Origin of the sequence: Williamsia limnetica, from assembly GCF_003217475.1 — a bacterium.
Classification (GTDB): domain Bacteria; phylum Actinomycetota; class Actinomycetes; order Mycobacteriales; family Mycobacteriaceae; genus Williamsia; species Williamsia limnetica.
This window is the reverse complement of sequence record NZ_QJSP01000019.1, coordinates 1-16181: the sequence shown is the minus strand read 5'-3', so window position 1 is coordinate 16181 and position 16181 is coordinate 1. Positions and strand designations below refer to the sequence as shown.

Here is a 16181-nt window from a genome sequence, read left to right as displayed (position 1 = left end):
TCAGACCCACGGGGCGTGAACCCCTGGGTGTGACCAGAACGGGTGGGTTTGCGTTGATGGGGGTCGTCACAGGCCGTGGTCGAGGAACTGTATGACTTGAGCTGAGACAGCGTCGGCGAACTCGTCGAAGAAGCCGTGCCGACCACCCGCGGTGATGTCGACACGGCCCTCCCGAATGGCGTCGCCGAGGTTGTGGGCGTTGACAACTGGGGCCATACGGTCGTCGCTGCCATGCAGGATCAGGGTCTGCGAACGTATCTCGCAGAGCCGGTCGACGGCGTCATGGCTGCCGCTGACCTTCAGATGAAGTAACTGTGCACGGGCCGACATGTCGGGATCTCCCAGCAGGTGGCTTCGTCTACCCGGCGCATACCAGGCCGGCGTGTACATGAGATCCAGGAGCGCAGCGATCCTGGCGTGCGAATCTTTTTGTGCCAGAGCGCGTCGAACGTTGTTGTCGCGCTCGACGGCGAGAGTTCCACCCGGCGTCGTGCACGCGAGCACCAGTTGCTCCACTGCTGCGGGGTGGTTGATGGCGAGCATTTGTGCGACTCGGCCACCCATCGAAGTGCCGTAGACGTGGGCGTAGTCGGCACCGACGGACTCCAACACCTGTACTGCGTCATCGGCGAACAGCGTGGTCGACCAGCCGGGGGACTCCACGGCGCGACTGGCCCCGGTGCCGCGGTAGTCGAACGTGATCGTGTGAAAACGCCCCTCGAAGTGATCGCGAATGCCCGTCCACCAGTCGTGTGAGTTGGCTTGACCGGACAAAAGGAGCAGCGGCGGTCCGTCGGCGGGTCCGCCTTCTTGTACGGCGAGCATCGCACCGTCGGTGGTCTCTACGGTGCGGTGGCGCGGCGTGCTCGAGGAGGAGTGGTCCATGGTCGCATCGAGAATACCGGTACTGGTATCACTGACGGCTGAACTGTAGGGCTTCCGGCCGACCCTAAATGTACGGCCAAAAACTGCGGTCAGCGATCCACTTTGGCTGCGAATATTGACAGACGGGCTCCGTCACGCGAATATGGCCGTACAAACTTTCTGTCTTGGAGGATCACGTGGGCTACAACCTGAACGACGAAGAAGCAATGCTGGTGCGGACTGTTCGCGACTTCGTCGACCGCGAGGTGAAGCCGTCGGTACGGGAGGTTGAGAAGGCCAACGAGTATCCGGAGAAATGGATCGAGCAGATGAAGCAGATCGGTATCTACGGTCTGGCGATCGACGAGGCCTACGGTGGGTCGCCGGTGTCGATGCCCTGCTACGTCGCGGTCACCGAGGAATTGGCGCGGGGTTGGATGAGTCTGTCCGGTGCCATGGGTGGACACACGGTGGTGGCCAAACTCATCGCGCTGTACGGCACGGACGAGCAGAAGCAGAAGTATTTGCCCGTCATGGCCACCGGGGAGATGCGGGCGACGATGGCGTTGACCGAACCGGGCGGCGGATCCGATCTGCAAGCCCTCACGACGGTTGCCAAGACCGAGGGCGATGACCTTGTGATCAGTGGGTCGAAGACGTGGATCAGCAATGCGCGTCGGTCGGGGGTGATCGCGTTGCTGTGTAAGACCGATCCCACAGCCCAGCCCCGACACGCAGGAATCTCGATCGTGCTGGCCGAACACGGACCGGGACTGACGGTGTCGCGGGATCTGCCCAAGCTGGGTTACAAGGGTGTCGAGTCGTGTGAGCTCTCCTTCGACAACTGCCGCGTCCCACAGACGGCCATCCTCGGCGGCACCCCGGGCAAGGGGTTCGCCCAGATGATGAAGGGCCTGGAAACAGGTCGGATCCAGGTCGCCTCCCGTGCGCTCGGTGTTGCGACTGCGGCGCTGGAGGATTCGCTGGCCTATGCGCAGCAGCGCGAGAGTTTTGGGAAGCCGATCTGGAAGCATCAGTCGATCGGCAACTACCTCGCCGACATGGCCACGAAACTGACCGCCGCCCGTCAACTCACCCGCTACGCGGCCGAGAAATACGACTCGGGCGAACGGTGCGACATGGAAGCGGGCATGGCCAAGCTGTTCGCCTCCGAGATCGCGATGGAGATCGCGCTCAACGCAGTTCGTATTCACGGTGGCTACGGGTACTCGACCGAATACGACGTCGAACGCTACTTCCGGGATGCACCGTTGATGATCGTCGGCGAGGGAACGAACGAGATCCAGCGCAACGTCATAGCGGGCCAATTGGTCTCCCGCGGCGGCATCTGAGAGACGGCGATGACCTCAGCTCAGCCTCTCGCCGGCATCACCGTCGTCTCGCTCGAACACGCCGTTGCCGTGCCCTTCGCCACCCGTCAGCTTGCAGACCTCGGCGCTCGGGTCATCAAGATCGAGCGCCCCGGCGTCGGCGACTTCGCGCGCGGTTATGACCACAGTGTGCACGGACAATCGAGCTACTTCGTGTGGCTCAATCGCGGCAAGGAAAGTCTCGAACTCGATGTGAAAAACGCCGACGACCGACGGGTCCTCGACGTCCTGATCGAGCGGGCAGATGTGTTCGTCAGCAATCTCGGGCCGGGGGCCATCGACCGCCTCGGGCTGGACGCGGGAACGCTGCGCGAAAACCACCCGGACCTGGTGCATTGCAGCGTGTCCGGTTACGGGACCGAGGGACCGTATCAGTCGAAGAAGGCGTACGACCTGCTCATCCAGTGCGAAACGGGCGTGTTGGCGGTCACCGGTTCGCCGGATGAACCCGCGAAAGCCGGCCTCTCCATCGCCGACATCGCCGCCGGGATGTACACCTACACAGGTATTTTGACTGCGCTCTACCATCGCCAGGCAACAGGAGAAGGTGCTTCGCTCGAGGTCGCCATGATCGATGCGCTAGGGGAGTGGATGAGTCAGCCGGCGCTGCTCGCCGGCTTCTCGGGGGCGACTCCGCCGCGCACCGGCGCTCGCCACCAAACGATCGCCCCCTACGGCCCCTACGAGTGTGGTGACGGACAGTCCGTCTTCTTGGCGGTGCAGAACGACAGAGAGTGGGCATCCCTGTGCTCGCTCGTGTTGAATCATCCCGAACTCGCCACCGATGAGCGGTTCATCCACAACCCGGACCGTGTCGCGAACGCGGCAGCACTCAATGCGCTCATCACCGAGGCGCTGCAACGTAGTTCGTCAGCTGACGTCGTCCAGCAACTCGATCAGGCCGGTATCGCCAACGCCCGGATGCGTACGGCGGCCGAGCTGCTCGATCACCCGGCCCTCCAGTCGCGTGACCGATGGCGCGACGTCGACACCGAAACCGGAACTGCTCGAGGTCTCCGATCTCCTGTGACTGTTGCCGGGGCCGATGACGTCCCGTTGGGGTCGGTACCCCGGCTGGGCGAGCACAATGAGCTGATCCGCCGGGAACTGGGCGTTCAGGTGTGACCGCTCAAGCGCGTTGCAGGGTCACCCGGTAGGTGTAGTGCTCCGGTAGGTAGTGACTCACCGACAGTTCACGGGCGACACCGGCGGCATCGGTGTAGAGACGATCGATACGCAAGACCGGGTGGCCTTCGGTGCAGCCGAGGTGCGCGGAATCCAGACCGTTCGCGGCATCGACCGTGATGGACTGCGCTGCTTCGGAAATCGGCGAATCGAGATGGGGTTCGAGCAGGCCGATCATCGTGTAAGTGCTGACTGCGCCGGCGGCAACCTCCGGCGCACTCAGGACCAGTTTTGCGGTGTGCTCGGGCAGGTGCACCGTGGTGAGAACAAACGGAATTCCGTCGTGCATGCGCCGGAAGACCATGGTGTAGACGACATCGCTGTCGAGGCGGAGCCGGCTCGCGGCCTCCACGTCAATGCGGCGGGACAGGGGGCTGACCACTTCCATCGTCGTGTCGGTCGACAGGTTCAGCAGGTCCTGGATCGAGCCTTGCTGGCGGAGGTAGCGACCACCGGATTCGTTGACAAACGTGCCGCGCCCCGGCACCCGATAGACGATGCCTGCCGCCACGAGGTCGACGAACGCGCGTCGTACGGTTTGTCGGCTGACTTCATAACGTTCGGAGAGCTCAGCCTCGGTGGGGAGTTTTGCGCCGTTGTCATACAGCCCTCCGGCAATGTCCTGTCGCAGCTGGTTGGACAACACCTGGTAGGCGGGTTCGGCCTCGCGCTTCTTACCGGTCATGGTTCCTCAGATGCTATGCAGCTCATGCGCCTGCACCAACCTGGTCCACACGTCGTGTCGGATGAAGGGGTGATCGGCCGACGTGCATATTGTACGGCCATATTCAGGGCCTCCGCAGCCGTTTGAAGCAGCACCTTGACATTTAGGAAAAATCCCGTGACTATTTGGCCGTACATATGACAATCGAGGTGAGGTATCAGTCGATGCAACGACGCAGGTCGGTATTGGTCGTACCCGGGTCCGACCGCCGGAAGATCGACAAGGCCCTGGCGCTCGAGGTTGATGAAGTGGTCTTGGACCTCGAGGATGCGGTCGTCGCGACGAAGAAGGATGCGGCTCGGGCGTTGGTGGTCGAGCTGCTCGCAGGCGATGCCACCTCGGGTCCGAGGCTTGCGGTCCGGATGAACAGCATCGATTCGCCTTGGGCACGCGACGATCTGGCGGCATTGGCGACAACAGGTAGGGCGTTGTCGAGTGTGGTTGTGCCGAAGGTCGAGAGTGCCGATGACCTCAGGGCGGCGGACCAGGCGCTGGGCGCGCACCCTGCTGGTCTGCAGGCGCTCATCGAGACACCCGCCGGGCTCACCCATCTCGACGGCATCTGTGGCGCGACTGACCGCCTGGATGCGATTGTCATCGGCTACGCGGATCTCGCGGCAGCACTCGGCCGAGAACGTAATCTTCCGCCGCACCGGTGGTCGGCCGTTCAGGATCGAATACTGATCGCCGCCCGGACCGCCGGTATCGCGGCCATCGACGGACCGCACCTGACCATCGCCGATGATGAGTACTTCCGGGCCGCGGGCCGCTGGATCCGTGAATTCGGTTTCGACGGCAAATGGGTCATCCACCCGGCCCAGATCGCCTTCACCCTGCAGGCATTCACCCCGACAGCCGAGGCCGTCGAAGAGGCCAGACAAATCCTGGGTGCTCTCGCGGACGCCGAGACCAAGGGTGCCGGAGCCGCCGCGCTCAACGGGCAGATGCTCGATGAGGCGATCGCGGTGTCGGCGCGTCGTGTGCTGGCACTGGCAGAAGGGAACTGAGCATCATGACCGAAGCGGATCCGATCGATGTCGGTGGCCCGTACTTCGACGAATTGGCAGTGGGCCAGGTCTTCGACACCGCGCCGTCGATGACCCTCACCAGCGGTGCCGCGGCGATGCATCAGGCCATCCTCGGAGACCGTCTGCGCCTGCCGCTCGATGCGCACCTGTCCGCGGAGATCACCGGACGGTCAGCTGAACTCGCCCATCCCGGGCTGGTCTGCGACATTGCCATCGGCCAATCGACTCTGGCCACCCATCACGTGAAGGCGAATCTGTTCTACCGGGGTCTGCGGTTTCACCTTTTTCCGCACATCGGCGACTCGCTCGACACCCGGACCGAAGTCGTTGGGCTCAAAGCGAACACCGTGAAACCGGGTCGACGCCCCACCGGGTTGGTGGCGTTGCGCATGGAGACCGTCGATCAGACCGGCCGCAAGATCCTGGACTTCTACCGGTGCGCCATGATCCCGTTCTCGGATTCACCGCGCGACGGCAGCGAGTCGGCGGCCGACGACCTGTCGGCAATCGGTCCGGCCGACGAACCTGTCTACGGCATCCCGGAGGGCTGGGATCTCTCGGGGATGCCGACGACCTCGACAGACCTTGCCGGAACAGTGTTCAGCAGCAGCGCCGATGTTGTCTCCAGCGCACCGGAGTTGGCCCGATTGACCCTCAACATCGCCGCAACACATCATGATTCACGAGTCAACGGTGGTTCCCGGCTGGTCTATGGCGGGCATACCATCGGCATCGCACTTTCGCAGGCGACCAGGGCGCTGCCGAATCTCGTGACCGTCCTCGGCTGGCAGTCGTGCGATCACCTGGGTCCGGTCCGGGAAGGTGACACGATTACAAGTCGGCTGCACGTCGAGTCTGCCGAAACGATCGACGGAGGTGCAATGCTGCTGCGACTGCGGTCTATCGCCGAGGTGGTCGGTGGTCAGGACGGGGCTGTACCGGTGCTGGACTGGCGGTTCACGGCACTGGCGGCCGGCGGGTAGCGGCGACGGGTCTACCGTGTGATCTCGAGAGCACGAGGACGCGAGGAGGAGCCGTTGTGACCGTACCGAGCGCAGGCGATGTGGTGGAGCTGGAGCGTCGGGGGCCCATAGCGATTGTCCGGCTGAACAGGCCGGATCGGCTCAATGCCTTCACGAGCGAGATACATGACCGGATCATCGAGGCGTTCGACGAGTGCGATGCTGACGACTCGGTGCGGGCGGTTGTGATCACCGGGGCAGGTCGGGCGTTCTGCGCCGGAGCAGACCTGGGTGCGGGCGGCGACACCTTCGTGCTCGACGACAAGGGGACCGGGCATGCGCCGCCCGACGAGGGTGGCCAAGTCAGTCTCCGGATATTCAGGTCGCTCAAGCCGGTCATCGCTGCCATCAACGGCCCGGCCGCAGGCGTTGGAGTGACGATGACGTTGCCTGCCGACATCCGTATCGCCGCCGACACTGCGAAGTTCGGATTTGTCTTCACCCGCAGGGGCTTGGTGCCCGAGGCCTGTTCCAATTGGTTCTTGCCGCGCATTGTCGGGATTTCCACCGCGCTCGAGTGGACGATCGGCGGCAAGATGGTCACTGCGGACGAAGCACTCGAGCGCGGGTTGGTCCGCGAACTGGTGCCGGCCGATCAGGTGCTCGATCGCGCGATTGCCGTCGCGACCGAGTTGACGGCAGGCGTCGCGCCTGTGTCGGCTGCGCTGACCAGGCAGCTGATGTGGCGGATGCTCGGTGCCGACAGTCCCGAGGTCGCACACCGAGCCGAGTCGAAAGCCATCTATATCCGCGGTACCTCCGACGATGTGCGAGAAGGGGTGACCGCGTTCCTCGACAAGCGGGTGCCGGAATTCCCGCAGCGGGTGTCGGACGGGCTGCCGACTGTCTTTGAGTGACTGTCCACAGTGCTGTGACGTCCCGCTTCGCGGCGATTTGAAAGGCAACCGACGCTGCCGGCGTCAGTGTTCCGAGTTGCCTGTCCAGGCGGCCGAGACCTTCCCGAGCCGGATTCGTTGTGGGTGATCTCCGACCGGTATCTGGGCGGTGCGTTGACCGGTCGAGAAGCTGATCGCGGAGACTGTGTCTGATTCGCTTTCGGAGATGATGCAGTCAGTGCTGTCGCCATTGACCGTCGCCCAGTAGGGTTTCGCGGTGCGCACCAGGGGGCCGGGCGTCAGGGAGCGACGGTCGACGATGGTGACGTAGTCGTCCATGGTGCCGGCCACGCACAGCTGACTTCCGTCAGTGTTCATCGACAGGCCGTGATGTCGGGAGTCGTTGACCCAGCGTGTCCGATCCGGCGACGTGGCAGGGTTTTTGGGCAGGTCCACCACCCGGGTGATGGTGTCTGACGCGACGTCGTACTCGACGAGCCCGGCGAAGAATGACACTTGGAAGTACATCGTTTTCTCGTCGGGGGAGAAGGCGACCGGCCGTACTGCGTCGGACAGGTCTCGTCGACCGATCGCATCGAGGCGCTGACGCATGTCGATGGTCCGTACGACGCGGAACGTGGTGGTGTCGACCACGGTGATCTTGCGGTCGCCCTTGGTGGCGTCCAGGGCGGGAGCATCGAGCGGTGTGTTGACCTCCCCGATTGACATGTTCCAGAGGTATCGGCCGCCGTTGGTGTAGACGTTCTCGTGGGGCTTGTCACCGGTGCCGAAACGTCCTTGTTGTTTGCCGGTGGCCACGTCGATGACGTGCACCGTGTTCGAGGTTGACGCCGACACTGCAATGCTGTGTCCGTCCGGGGAGATCGCCATGTGATCTGCGCGTGCGCCTGATACCGGGAATCGCCAGAGGATCTTGCCGCTGGCGAGGTCGATCGAGACGACGTCGGCGAAACTGGGTCGCGACAGGACCACTGCTTGCCCGTCTGCGGTGGCGTAGATGTCGTCGATGTATTGATCGTGACCTTCGCCGACGGTGTACCGAATCCCCAGGAACAGCGCTGATTTCACCGGATCTGCGAAGATCTCCCGCAGGCGTTCGTCTTTGTCGGGTATGGCGTTGATGCGGCCCATCTTGGTGTACGGCGCGGTGGAGGTGAGGACGTCGGCGGTGCCCTCCCAGTTGTTGCCGACGATCAGGACGTCCCGCAAGCCTGGATCGGAGTGTGAAACACCTGCCGTCGACACACTCGTCACCACTGCGGTGAGCACCGCTACAGCAGCCACTATCGCCCTCGAACGTCGCACATTTCCCCCGATGTATCGTCCTGCGGCCACCTACCGGCCGGTAACAAGGGTTGAGCGTAGCGATTGGGCCCACCGTCGACGCAATTATCGACATATTGAGTTGGTACGAAACGCCCTGGCCTAAAACGTGGGTGCTCAGACGACGCATGCGCCGACCTGCCGTTCCTGGCTGCGCTAAATCCAATTAGCGCAGATACAGCGCCAACTGCCTGCAGAAATGGTAGCCAAGAGGTCATCCGAAATTGCTGAGGTGCGAAGGCGGCCCGTCACTGTGACGATGGCGCAGGAACCGAGCCGCTGGTTGTGCGTGACCGCACGGCGTGGCGGGCCATTACTGGGTAGCCGGCGCGTTCGCAGAGATGTATCCGGATGCGATCCCGCTGGCGGGTGGATGCCGCGTCGACTAGGCGACCGATGAGGACTGGGACTGGAACGCCGCACACCCCGGCGCGGTCGGTGCGGCCATCGACTACACACCCGGCGGCGGGTCGACCATTAGGGGCAGTGGCTCGTCTGCCGGTACGCCTCGCCGACGACGGCCTGTTGTTCGCAACATACTCGATCCCGCGCTGGGCGGCAGTCGTCGATGCGAGGGCAACGTGGTGCTGCTCGCGAACGTAGCCCGCGACAGCGCTCGAACTTGCCACGAACCTGACCGCGCAGTGACCAAGGAGATCGCGGGGCCCGGGATGCCCGGTATAGCAGCTCGAGGATCTGCGGCGCGGGGGAGGAGCGTCACTGCTGGATACTCGAGCGGAGTCGACGCGACGGAACGACCCGTGCGTGGACTCCGCTACTCGATGGACTAGCGGAGTTCTCGAACGGAGCATTTGGGCCCCTGCGACCGTTGATTCCCCGGTAACGCGGTCGACCATGACGACAGCTACGGCGACGGCATCGCGGCACGTCGACGCGCCGCCAATCGAGTTCAAAGATCTCGGCGATGTCTTCGACGCGCTGGACCGCCAGATGGCGCATTATTCGCCCACACCGCGAAATTGTTGGAATAGAAAGTAGCATCCGGACAAGATGTGGAGGGCGGCCAACGGTAATTCAACCTGGCGCCGCGAGCGTACTGACACAGCCAACGGTGTTGATGCCGCTGGTCGCCCGCTTCTCGCCGGAGGCGACTCCAGAGAACACTTTCGCCGCTAGGTCCGCGGCCGCCATCCCACGTGACGTGCTCCCAGTGGGCCTGCTTGGTCACATCCGGCATAATGTGTCGTCGGCCAGCGTTAGAATGTAACGAGATCGGTGACACCCTGTTGGAAGTGCTGTATGAGAACCGAAAGCTGGAGACGCTGTGCACGGACGAGCAGGAGATGCAGAGGAAGCGTGGGGACATCGCCGGCAGACTCCGCTTACGTGTTAACGCTCTGCGCACAGCAGTCACGGTGGGTGAACTTGCCACCCTCGACCCGCTGGGTAACTGGCACCAGCTCACGGGCGATCATGCCGGCGAGTGGGCAGGGAAGCTTAGCGGTAATTATCGAATCTTGATCCGCCCCGAAGGCGGTTCGGACCCTTGGGACGCAGTCACCGTGACGGTGATCGACATCTACGACTACCACTGAAAGGAGAAGCCAATGACCACAAACTACGCTGTAGCCCCCGGGGAGTATCTCGAGGAGTGGATTGACGACCAAGGCTTCTCCCAGCAGCAGGCTGCGGAGCTTCTCGGGGTTAGCCGAAAACACGTGAATGAGATCGTCAATGGCCGTGCCTCGGTAACGCCGGAAACCGCGCGAAGGCTGGAACGGGTCAGCCGGATACCGGCCGACGCTTGGCTACGGTACGAAGCGGCGTACCGCGCGGACCTCACCCGCATAGCCGACGAGGAGAACTTAGCGCGCCACGTCGACGACATTGACGCAAACGCTGCGACCTACTTGCGAAGCCTAGGGGCGACTACCGCAACGCGCGCCAACCCTGGCCGTTTGGTCTCTGATTTCCTCGCATTCCACCGTTGCGGCACGTGGGACGTCTATTTGCACCTCCACGAGAGTGCGTCGCAAGGCGATTACGCTCTTGCTGCGCTGAAGGAGTCAGGTGCCGACGTCGCGCCGACTGCCCTCACGACATGGCTTCGCGCAGCTGAGCTTACTGAGCGCTTCGAGCGTGGCCGAACGTACAACTATGACGAAACCGACCTGCGTGCGGCGTTGCCTGATCTCCGCACCCGCGCGGCGCGGCCGGACCAGACGATGCTGCGCGACATCGCTGGTCTCCTGGCCGATGTTGGTGTTGTCTTCGTTGTTGTGGAGCCACCGAAGAGCTTTCCGCTCCTAGGGATGACGAGATGGATTGACAAGCGGGTTCCGGTCATTCAGCAGACGGGCCGTTGGGGCAAAGATGGTTTTGTGGTCTGGACCTTGTTTCATGAACTTGGTCATGTGCTCAACGACCCGCGCGGCGAAATGCATCTGGAGTACAAGACGGAGAAGCGGCGAACCAGCTCCGCAGAGAAAGGCGCAAACCACTTCGCCTTCAACACACTTTTCAGCGAGAGCGGCATGGAACCTTTTCGGGGTCTTACGCGGGATGGTGATATCGCACGCGCCGCGAGACAAGTAGGGATCTCGCCGGGAGTAGCCGTGCATCAAATGCACCGAAAGCGCTTGCTCGATTATCGATTTGGGAACACGCTCTGCGTCGATCTAAAGGACACATTCTCGGAGTAACTAACGACTGCTGGCCGACAGACGTTCGTCAACGTCTAAACCAGGTGGCAGGTCCCCGATAGTCGGGCCACGTGGTTGTAGAGCCACGGTGATTAGTCAATCTCGCATTCCACGGGATGATGGGTGTGGGTGCATTGGGCAGCATACTCGGCCGGCGTCTTGTAGCCGAGTGATGAGTGCCGGTGTCGGTGGTTGTGGTCATCTTTGAAGTCCTCGATGACCACGCGGGCCTCGAGCAGGTTGGTCCAGTGGTTGCGGTTGAGGCATTCCTTCCGTAGCCGGTTGTTGAAAGATTCGATGTGGCCGTTGTTCCACGGCGTGCCCGGCGGGATGTAGGAGATACCGACCCTCTTGTCGCAGAACTGTTGCAGCGCATAGGAAATGAACTCCGGACCGTTGTCCATCCGCAGCACCTGCGGCGGCCCACCCCACAGCGCAAACGCCTTGCCCAGCTCAACAACCAACCGGTCGCTGGTGATCGATCGTTCGACAATGTTGAGGACCGACAGGCGGGTGTGTTCGTCGATCATCGACGCGATCTTAACCGCCTTCCCATCGATCGTGGAGTCGAACTGGAAGTCCAGAGCCCACACCACCTTCGGTGCATCAGCATCGACAACGGTACCGACGATTCGCCGGCCCGCTTGCGGGGATGGTTGATGCGGACCTGCAGGCCCTCTTCCTTCCACAGGCGGTGCACCTTCTTCTTGTTCACATCGCGATGCTCGTCGAACCGCAGCGCCGCCCACGCCCGCCGGAACCCATGCAGCGGGTGTTTGGTGGCGTAGGTCCGCAACCAACCACGCAACTCAGCGTCCGGGTCGGCCGGGGTCTGGGCGATCGGGGTACGACTGTAGGTGGAACGGGCAAGACCAACAGCTCTGCACGCCAACCGTTTCGAGATGCCCTTGGTTTCTACGAGCATATCGACGGCGCGGCGTTTGGCAGCTGGGCTCAGAATTTTCCCTTGGCCACCTCTCGCAGCGCGTCCTTCTCCAACTCAGCGTCGGCGAGCAGCCGTTTGAGTCTGCCGTTCTGGTCCCGGAGCTCTTTGAGCTCCTTCGCTGCGTCGGTGTCCATACCGCCGTACTGACGGCGCCAGTTGAACAACGTCGCCACCGACACCTCCAGTTCGGCAGCGATCTCCTCAGAGGTCTTACCGGCCGCCTCCAGCTCGTCGCCCTGGCGCAGTTTGCGCACGATCTGCTCCGCGGAGTCACGTTTCCGTCCAGCCATGATGTTCATCGTCCTTCCAACCCCAGGTCGGGGCAACAAAGACTCTAAAACCTCGTGGACTCATCTACTGGGGACACGCCACAGGACTACGCGCATGGTCCAATACTCATGTGTTTAGTGAACGGCCAAAATTTGAGTGTTGCTCGGTCATAACCGCTGTGATGTGGTCCTAGCCGTCAACTTCTTGTCGAACGCCACGCGACCTGCCAAAGGGCCCCTTCGTGCAGTGATTAGCTCAAACGTGAGGCGTGGTGACGATCTCGTGTACGAACGCTATTGCGGCTTCGACTCGGGTTCGGATCGCTGACAGCTCGGTGATTGTAAAGCGTCCGGCATGCCCGTGAGTACCGTCGTTGAACGTACGAAACAGGGCGAGTACGTTGTCCATGTCTTTCGCTACGACTCCGGTAATGAGGTTATCGGTAATACCAATTCTACGGAGCAGAAAAGACATCTTTGACCTTCTAGTAACTTTACCCCTGTCAGTTAGCCTCGATTTTTCGTGCCGGTTGTTCAGTGTGCGGGTTTCGGTCGGGCCTGGGTGGTCCGGGGCGGTTTTCGGTGTGTAGGTGTGGGGATTTGCCCGATGTCGCTCGGGTGGGTGCCGGTTTCGCGGGCCGGGGTTTGCCTTTCACTGGTCGTTGGGGCGGGAGATCGTGGTCAGGTGAAGGCACATCGGATTCGGCACCACGCGTCGGCGATCTGTTGTGCCCGTTGCCAACTCGAATCGATGCGGAGTCGGATGTCTCGGGCTCCGCGGGTGATTCTCGCGGCTACGTGCAGGACCCGGTAGCGGAAGGTTTCGATCTCGCAGCGCGCCAAGGCTGGCTCGTCGGCGAAGCCGATGAGTTTGGTCCAAGCAACCAGGTCGGTCGCGGCGCAGATGATTTCGAGCCAGGCCGCATTCGCATCGAAGTGGTGGCAGGGCAGGTTGCGTAACCCGGTCGCTTTGGCCTGACGGATCCGGTCTTCAACCCGCGCGTGTTGCCGATGGCGCAGTTCGAGTCCGGCCATCCCGCCGGGCACTACAGATCGACGGGTGTCGGTAATGAACCCAGTGATCCGGTGCCCGTCGGAATCAGTGAACCGCAACTGCGCACCAGGGTGAGGGCGTTCTTTACGCAACAACAGTCGGGTCCCGGCCGGCCACGACCCGAGCGAGACCAGGTCAGTGGCTTCGGCCATCCATGCGCCCTCGCGAACCTCTCCGTCAGAATCGATCGCCGGCATCCATCCGGCGGTGGCATTGAGGTGCTCGACGGCCTCTCGGACCCGGTGATCGACGGCGAACCCGAACGAGAACCCAACCCCAGCATCGCGGCATGCCGCAGCGAACCCGTGAGTGGCGCCGGCTGAGTCCGAGCGGACCAGAATCTTCTGTCCATCACCAACACCTGGCGCGGGTTGATAGTCCTGCGGTAGGTATTGCAGCGCCTGATGTAGGACGGTGATGTGGTCGGCGGTGGTATTACTTCCGGCGTTCCCAGGTCGCAGCAGCGCGGCCAACGCTTCGCCACCGGCGATGTCAGGTCGGTCCAGATAGGCCATCAACGGATGCATTCCGAAGGTTCTTTTCCAGGTCGCGGCCGCGTTCTCTTTGCCTTCAGAGTGATCGATGGTGATGGTGGCATCGACATCGATGCACAACCACTCGGTCACCGGTGCGGCTCCAGCAGCCCACGCCGCCGCCCGAGCATGGGCACGTGCGGTACGAATCGCAGATAGATGCTCGGCGTCGATCCGTTCATCGATCAGCCGCCACATCGTGGTAGTCGAGGCAGCCGGACCGAACACTGCGCTACGGCTACGGCTACGGCTCCGGCTTGCTTGTGCGGCGATGTCGACGCAGTCGGCGCCGTCGGCGACCGCGGCCACCAGATCAGCAAACACCGCACCCGGTGCATGGGACCACGGACCCCGGTAGGTATCAGCCAACACCCCTGTGACCTGCGCGGACAGACCGGTCAGGTCCGCGACTTCGCGCACCATTCCCACTCCGGCGTGCGAGAGGACCCCGTGTCCGTCGGCCGATACTTTCACTCGTGAAACCGTTGCGATATTCTTCACCTGCGAAGTGCCTTTCTGCCTGGGTGATGGAACCGTAGAGAAGTCCCATTATGCCTTGCAGGACAGGCACTTTCGCTTATCTACACACTCTTTTCCCAGATGACACGCGAAAAATCCAGGCTAGCGAAGAGACCCGCGCACTGACGCTGCAGATGGAGCCTATTGGGGCGCCATCCGAATGGCTCCGTCGAGTCGGATGGTCTCGCCATTCAGCATGGGGTTGGCAAGAATCGATGTAACGAGCGACGCATATTCATTTGGAAGACCGAGCCGTGATGGGTGCGGCGTTTGAGCACCGAGCGAAGCCAGGATCTCGCCGCTCAGGCCTTGAAGGCTTGGCGTCTCGAACATTCCGGGGGCGATGGTGACGACCCGAATTTGACGGGCAGCCAGTTCCCGGGCGAGCGGCAGCGTCAGGGCTACTATTCCGCCTTTCGACGCAGCATACGATGCTTGTCCAATCTGGCCGTCAAACGCTGCCACGGATGCGGTGTTCACAATTACTCCGCGTTCGCCGTCGATTGACTGACTCGCGGCCATTGCTTCAGCTGCTAGCCGTGTCACGTTGAATGAACCCACGAGATTGATGTCAACAACCCGACGAAAGCGCTCAAGGTCGGACGGACCTGAACGACCCAACATGCGTACTGGATCGCCGATACCGGCGCAATTCACCAAGACCCGAAGAGAACCCAGTTCGCTTGCCCGATCTACTGCGTTTTGGACGCCCGCTTCTTCCCGTACATCTGCGGGTACAAATGCCACCGAATCACCGATCTCTGCAACAGCTTCGGCTGCGTGGGCGGACGGCAGGTCAACAATAACGACCCTCGCACCGTGGTCGGTAAGCGCTCGTGCCGTTGCTAATCCAAGGCCGGACGCGCCTCCGGTCACGATTGCTGATGCCCCTTCAATTTTCGGGAGTGTTTCTTAAACGGTGTTTCGGCCCGACACGCTGGGTGAATGCCCGGCGAGAAGGGTGCCGTGATGACGACGCTGGATGATGTGACGAAGAAGAAGTCGACACCACCGTCGGCCGAGGAGGCGGCGGCAGCGGAGCTCGTGCGCTTGGCGAGAGAGCAGGGCCTGTCGCTGACGGGCCCGGATGGGCTGCTCAAGCAGTTCACCAAGACGGTCCTGGGAACGGCATTGAACGAGGAGATGACCGAGCATCTCGGGCACGACAAGAACCAGGCCAACCCGGATCGGGCATCAACAAATATCCGCAACGGCACTCGGTCGAAGACGGTGCTGACCGAGTCGACCGGGCAGGTCCCGATCGAAGTCCCCCGAGACCGCGAAGGTACGTTCGAACCGCAGATCGTCAAGAAGCGGCAGCGTCGGCTCAACGGCGTTGATGAGATCGTTTTATCGTTGTACGCCAGAGGGTTAACGACTGGGGAGATCAGCGCGCACTTCGCTGAAATCTACGGTGCATCGGTCTCGAAGGAGACGATTTCTCGGATCACCGACAAGGTGATCGAGGAGATGCAGGATTGGTCTGCACGTCCGCTCGATGAGGTGTTACGCGGCGATCTTCATCGATGCCATCGTGGTCAAGATCCGCGACGGGCAGGTCGCGAACAGGCCGATCTACGCGGCCATCGGGGTGAGCCTGGACGGGCGCCGCGACGTGCTTGGTTTGTGGGCCGGCACGGGCGGTGAGGGTGCCAAGTTCTGGATGAGCGTGCTCACTGACATCCGTAACCGTGGCGCCAGGGACGTTTTCTTTCTCGTCTGCGACGGTCTCAAGGGCCTGCCGGAGGTTGTCGAGCATGTGTGGCCGGCCACCACGGTCCAGACCTGTGTGGTGCATCTGAT

The 16181-nt window shown here is 62.3% G+C and carries 13 protein-coding genes and 2 pseudogenes; 8 read left to right on the top strand and 7 right to left on the bottom strand.

The genetic code is table 11. The features are described from left to right. Positions 1-66 precede the first annotated feature (66 nt). On the bottom strand, positions 67-885 hold the full coding sequence (locus DFR67_RS24825; RefSeq protein WP_110472161.1) for an alpha/beta fold hydrolase: 819 nt from the start codon (positions 883-885) through the stop codon (positions 67-69). 206 nt (positions 886-1091) lie between these two features. Here DFR67_RS24825 and DFR67_RS24820 point away from each other — a divergent pair, with 206 nt between their 5' ends. Together DFR67_RS24820 and DFR67_RS24815 are read left to right on the top strand one after the other, a co-directional pair. Next, a complete protein-coding gene (locus DFR67_RS24820; RefSeq protein ID WP_425451338.1) occupies positions 1092-2216 on the top strand; it encodes an acyl-CoA dehydrogenase family protein in 1125 nt (374 codons plus the stop codon). Between the two features lie 9 nt (positions 2217-2225). Further along, a complete protein-coding gene (locus DFR67_RS24815; protein WP_110472159.1) occupies positions 2226-3380 on the top strand; it encodes a CaiB/BaiF CoA transferase family protein in 1155 nt (384 codons plus the stop codon). 4 nt (positions 3381-3384) lie between these two features. Here the strand turns inward: DFR67_RS24815 and DFR67_RS24810 are convergent, their stop codons facing one another. Next, a complete protein-coding gene (locus DFR67_RS24810) occupies positions 3385-4125 on the bottom strand; it encodes a GntR family transcriptional regulator (RefSeq protein ID WP_110472158.1) in 741 nt (246 codons plus the stop codon). 203 nt (positions 4126-4328) lie between these two features. On the opposite strand from DFR67_RS24810, the gene DFR67_RS24805 reads away from it, so the two are divergent. The 3 genes from DFR67_RS24805 to DFR67_RS24795 are packed head-to-tail and all read left to right on the top strand — an operon-like array spanning position 4329 to position 7071. Next, a complete protein-coding gene (locus DFR67_RS24805; protein WP_110472157.1) occupies positions 4329-5171 on the top strand; it encodes an HpcH/HpaI aldolase/citrate lyase family protein in 843 nt (280 codons plus the stop codon). A 5-nt stretch (positions 5172-5176) separates the two neighbouring features. Next, positions 5177-6175, top strand: a complete 999-nt coding sequence (locus DFR67_RS24800; RefSeq protein ID WP_110472156.1) for a MaoC family dehydratase — start codon at positions 5177-5179, stop codon at positions 6173-6175. A 56-nt stretch (positions 6176-6231) separates the two neighbouring features. Further along, a complete protein-coding gene (locus DFR67_RS24795; RefSeq protein WP_110472155.1) occupies positions 6232-7071 on the top strand; it encodes an enoyl-CoA hydratase-related protein in 840 nt (279 codons plus the stop codon). A gap of 63 nt (positions 7072-7134) precedes the next feature. Here the strand turns inward: DFR67_RS24795 and DFR67_RS24790 are convergent, their stop codons facing one another. Beyond that, on the bottom strand, positions 7135-8355 hold the full coding sequence (locus DFR67_RS24790) for a YncE family protein (protein ID WP_245938147.1): 1221 nt from the start codon (positions 8353-8355) through the stop codon (positions 7135-7137). A gap of 1292 nt (positions 8356-9647) precedes the next feature. Here DFR67_RS24790 and DFR67_RS24785 point away from each other — a divergent pair. Together DFR67_RS24785 and DFR67_RS24780 are read left to right on the top strand one after the other, a co-directional pair. Beyond that, on the top strand, positions 9648-9950 hold the full coding sequence (locus DFR67_RS24785) for a type II toxin-antitoxin system RelE/ParE family toxin (RefSeq protein ID WP_245938146.1): 303 nt from the start codon (positions 9648-9650) through the stop codon (positions 9948-9950). 12 nt (positions 9951-9962) lie between these two features. Further along, a complete protein-coding gene (locus DFR67_RS24780; protein WP_110472154.1) occupies positions 9963-11057 on the top strand; it encodes a HigA family addiction module antitoxin in 1095 nt (364 codons plus the stop codon). Between the two features lie 92 nt (positions 11058-11149). Here DFR67_RS24780 and DFR67_RS24775 read toward each other — a convergent pair. From DFR67_RS24775 to DFR67_RS24765, 4 genes and pseudogenes are all read right to left on the bottom strand, one after another. Beyond that, positions 11150-12293, bottom strand: a pseudogene (locus DFR67_RS24775) (IS3 family transposase). Positions 12294-12528: 235 nt separating this feature from the next. Then, the gene (locus tag DFR67_RS30640) at positions 12529-12810 is read right to left on the bottom strand and encodes a pPIWI-associating nuclease domain-containing protein (RefSeq protein WP_281268374.1); all 282 of its coding nucleotides are present in this window, start codon (positions 12808-12810) and stop codon (positions 12529-12531) included. A 143-nt stretch (positions 12811-12953) separates the two neighbouring features. Then, entirely contained in the window at positions 12954-14360 is a 1407-nt protein-coding gene (locus tag DFR67_RS24770; RefSeq protein WP_110472153.1) for an IS1380 family transposase, read from the bottom strand. Positions 14361-14519: 159 nt separating this feature from the next. Continuing rightward, positions 14520-15254, bottom strand: coding sequence for an SDR family NAD(P)-dependent oxidoreductase (locus DFR67_RS24765; protein ID WP_245938145.1), 735 nt, complete (start codon positions 15252-15254; stop codon positions 14520-14522). 93 nt (positions 15255-15347) lie between these two features. Here DFR67_RS24765 and DFR67_RS24760 point away from each other — a divergent pair. Next, a pseudogene (locus tag DFR67_RS24760) lies at positions 15348-16181 on the top strand (IS256 family transposase); the annotation flags it as partial.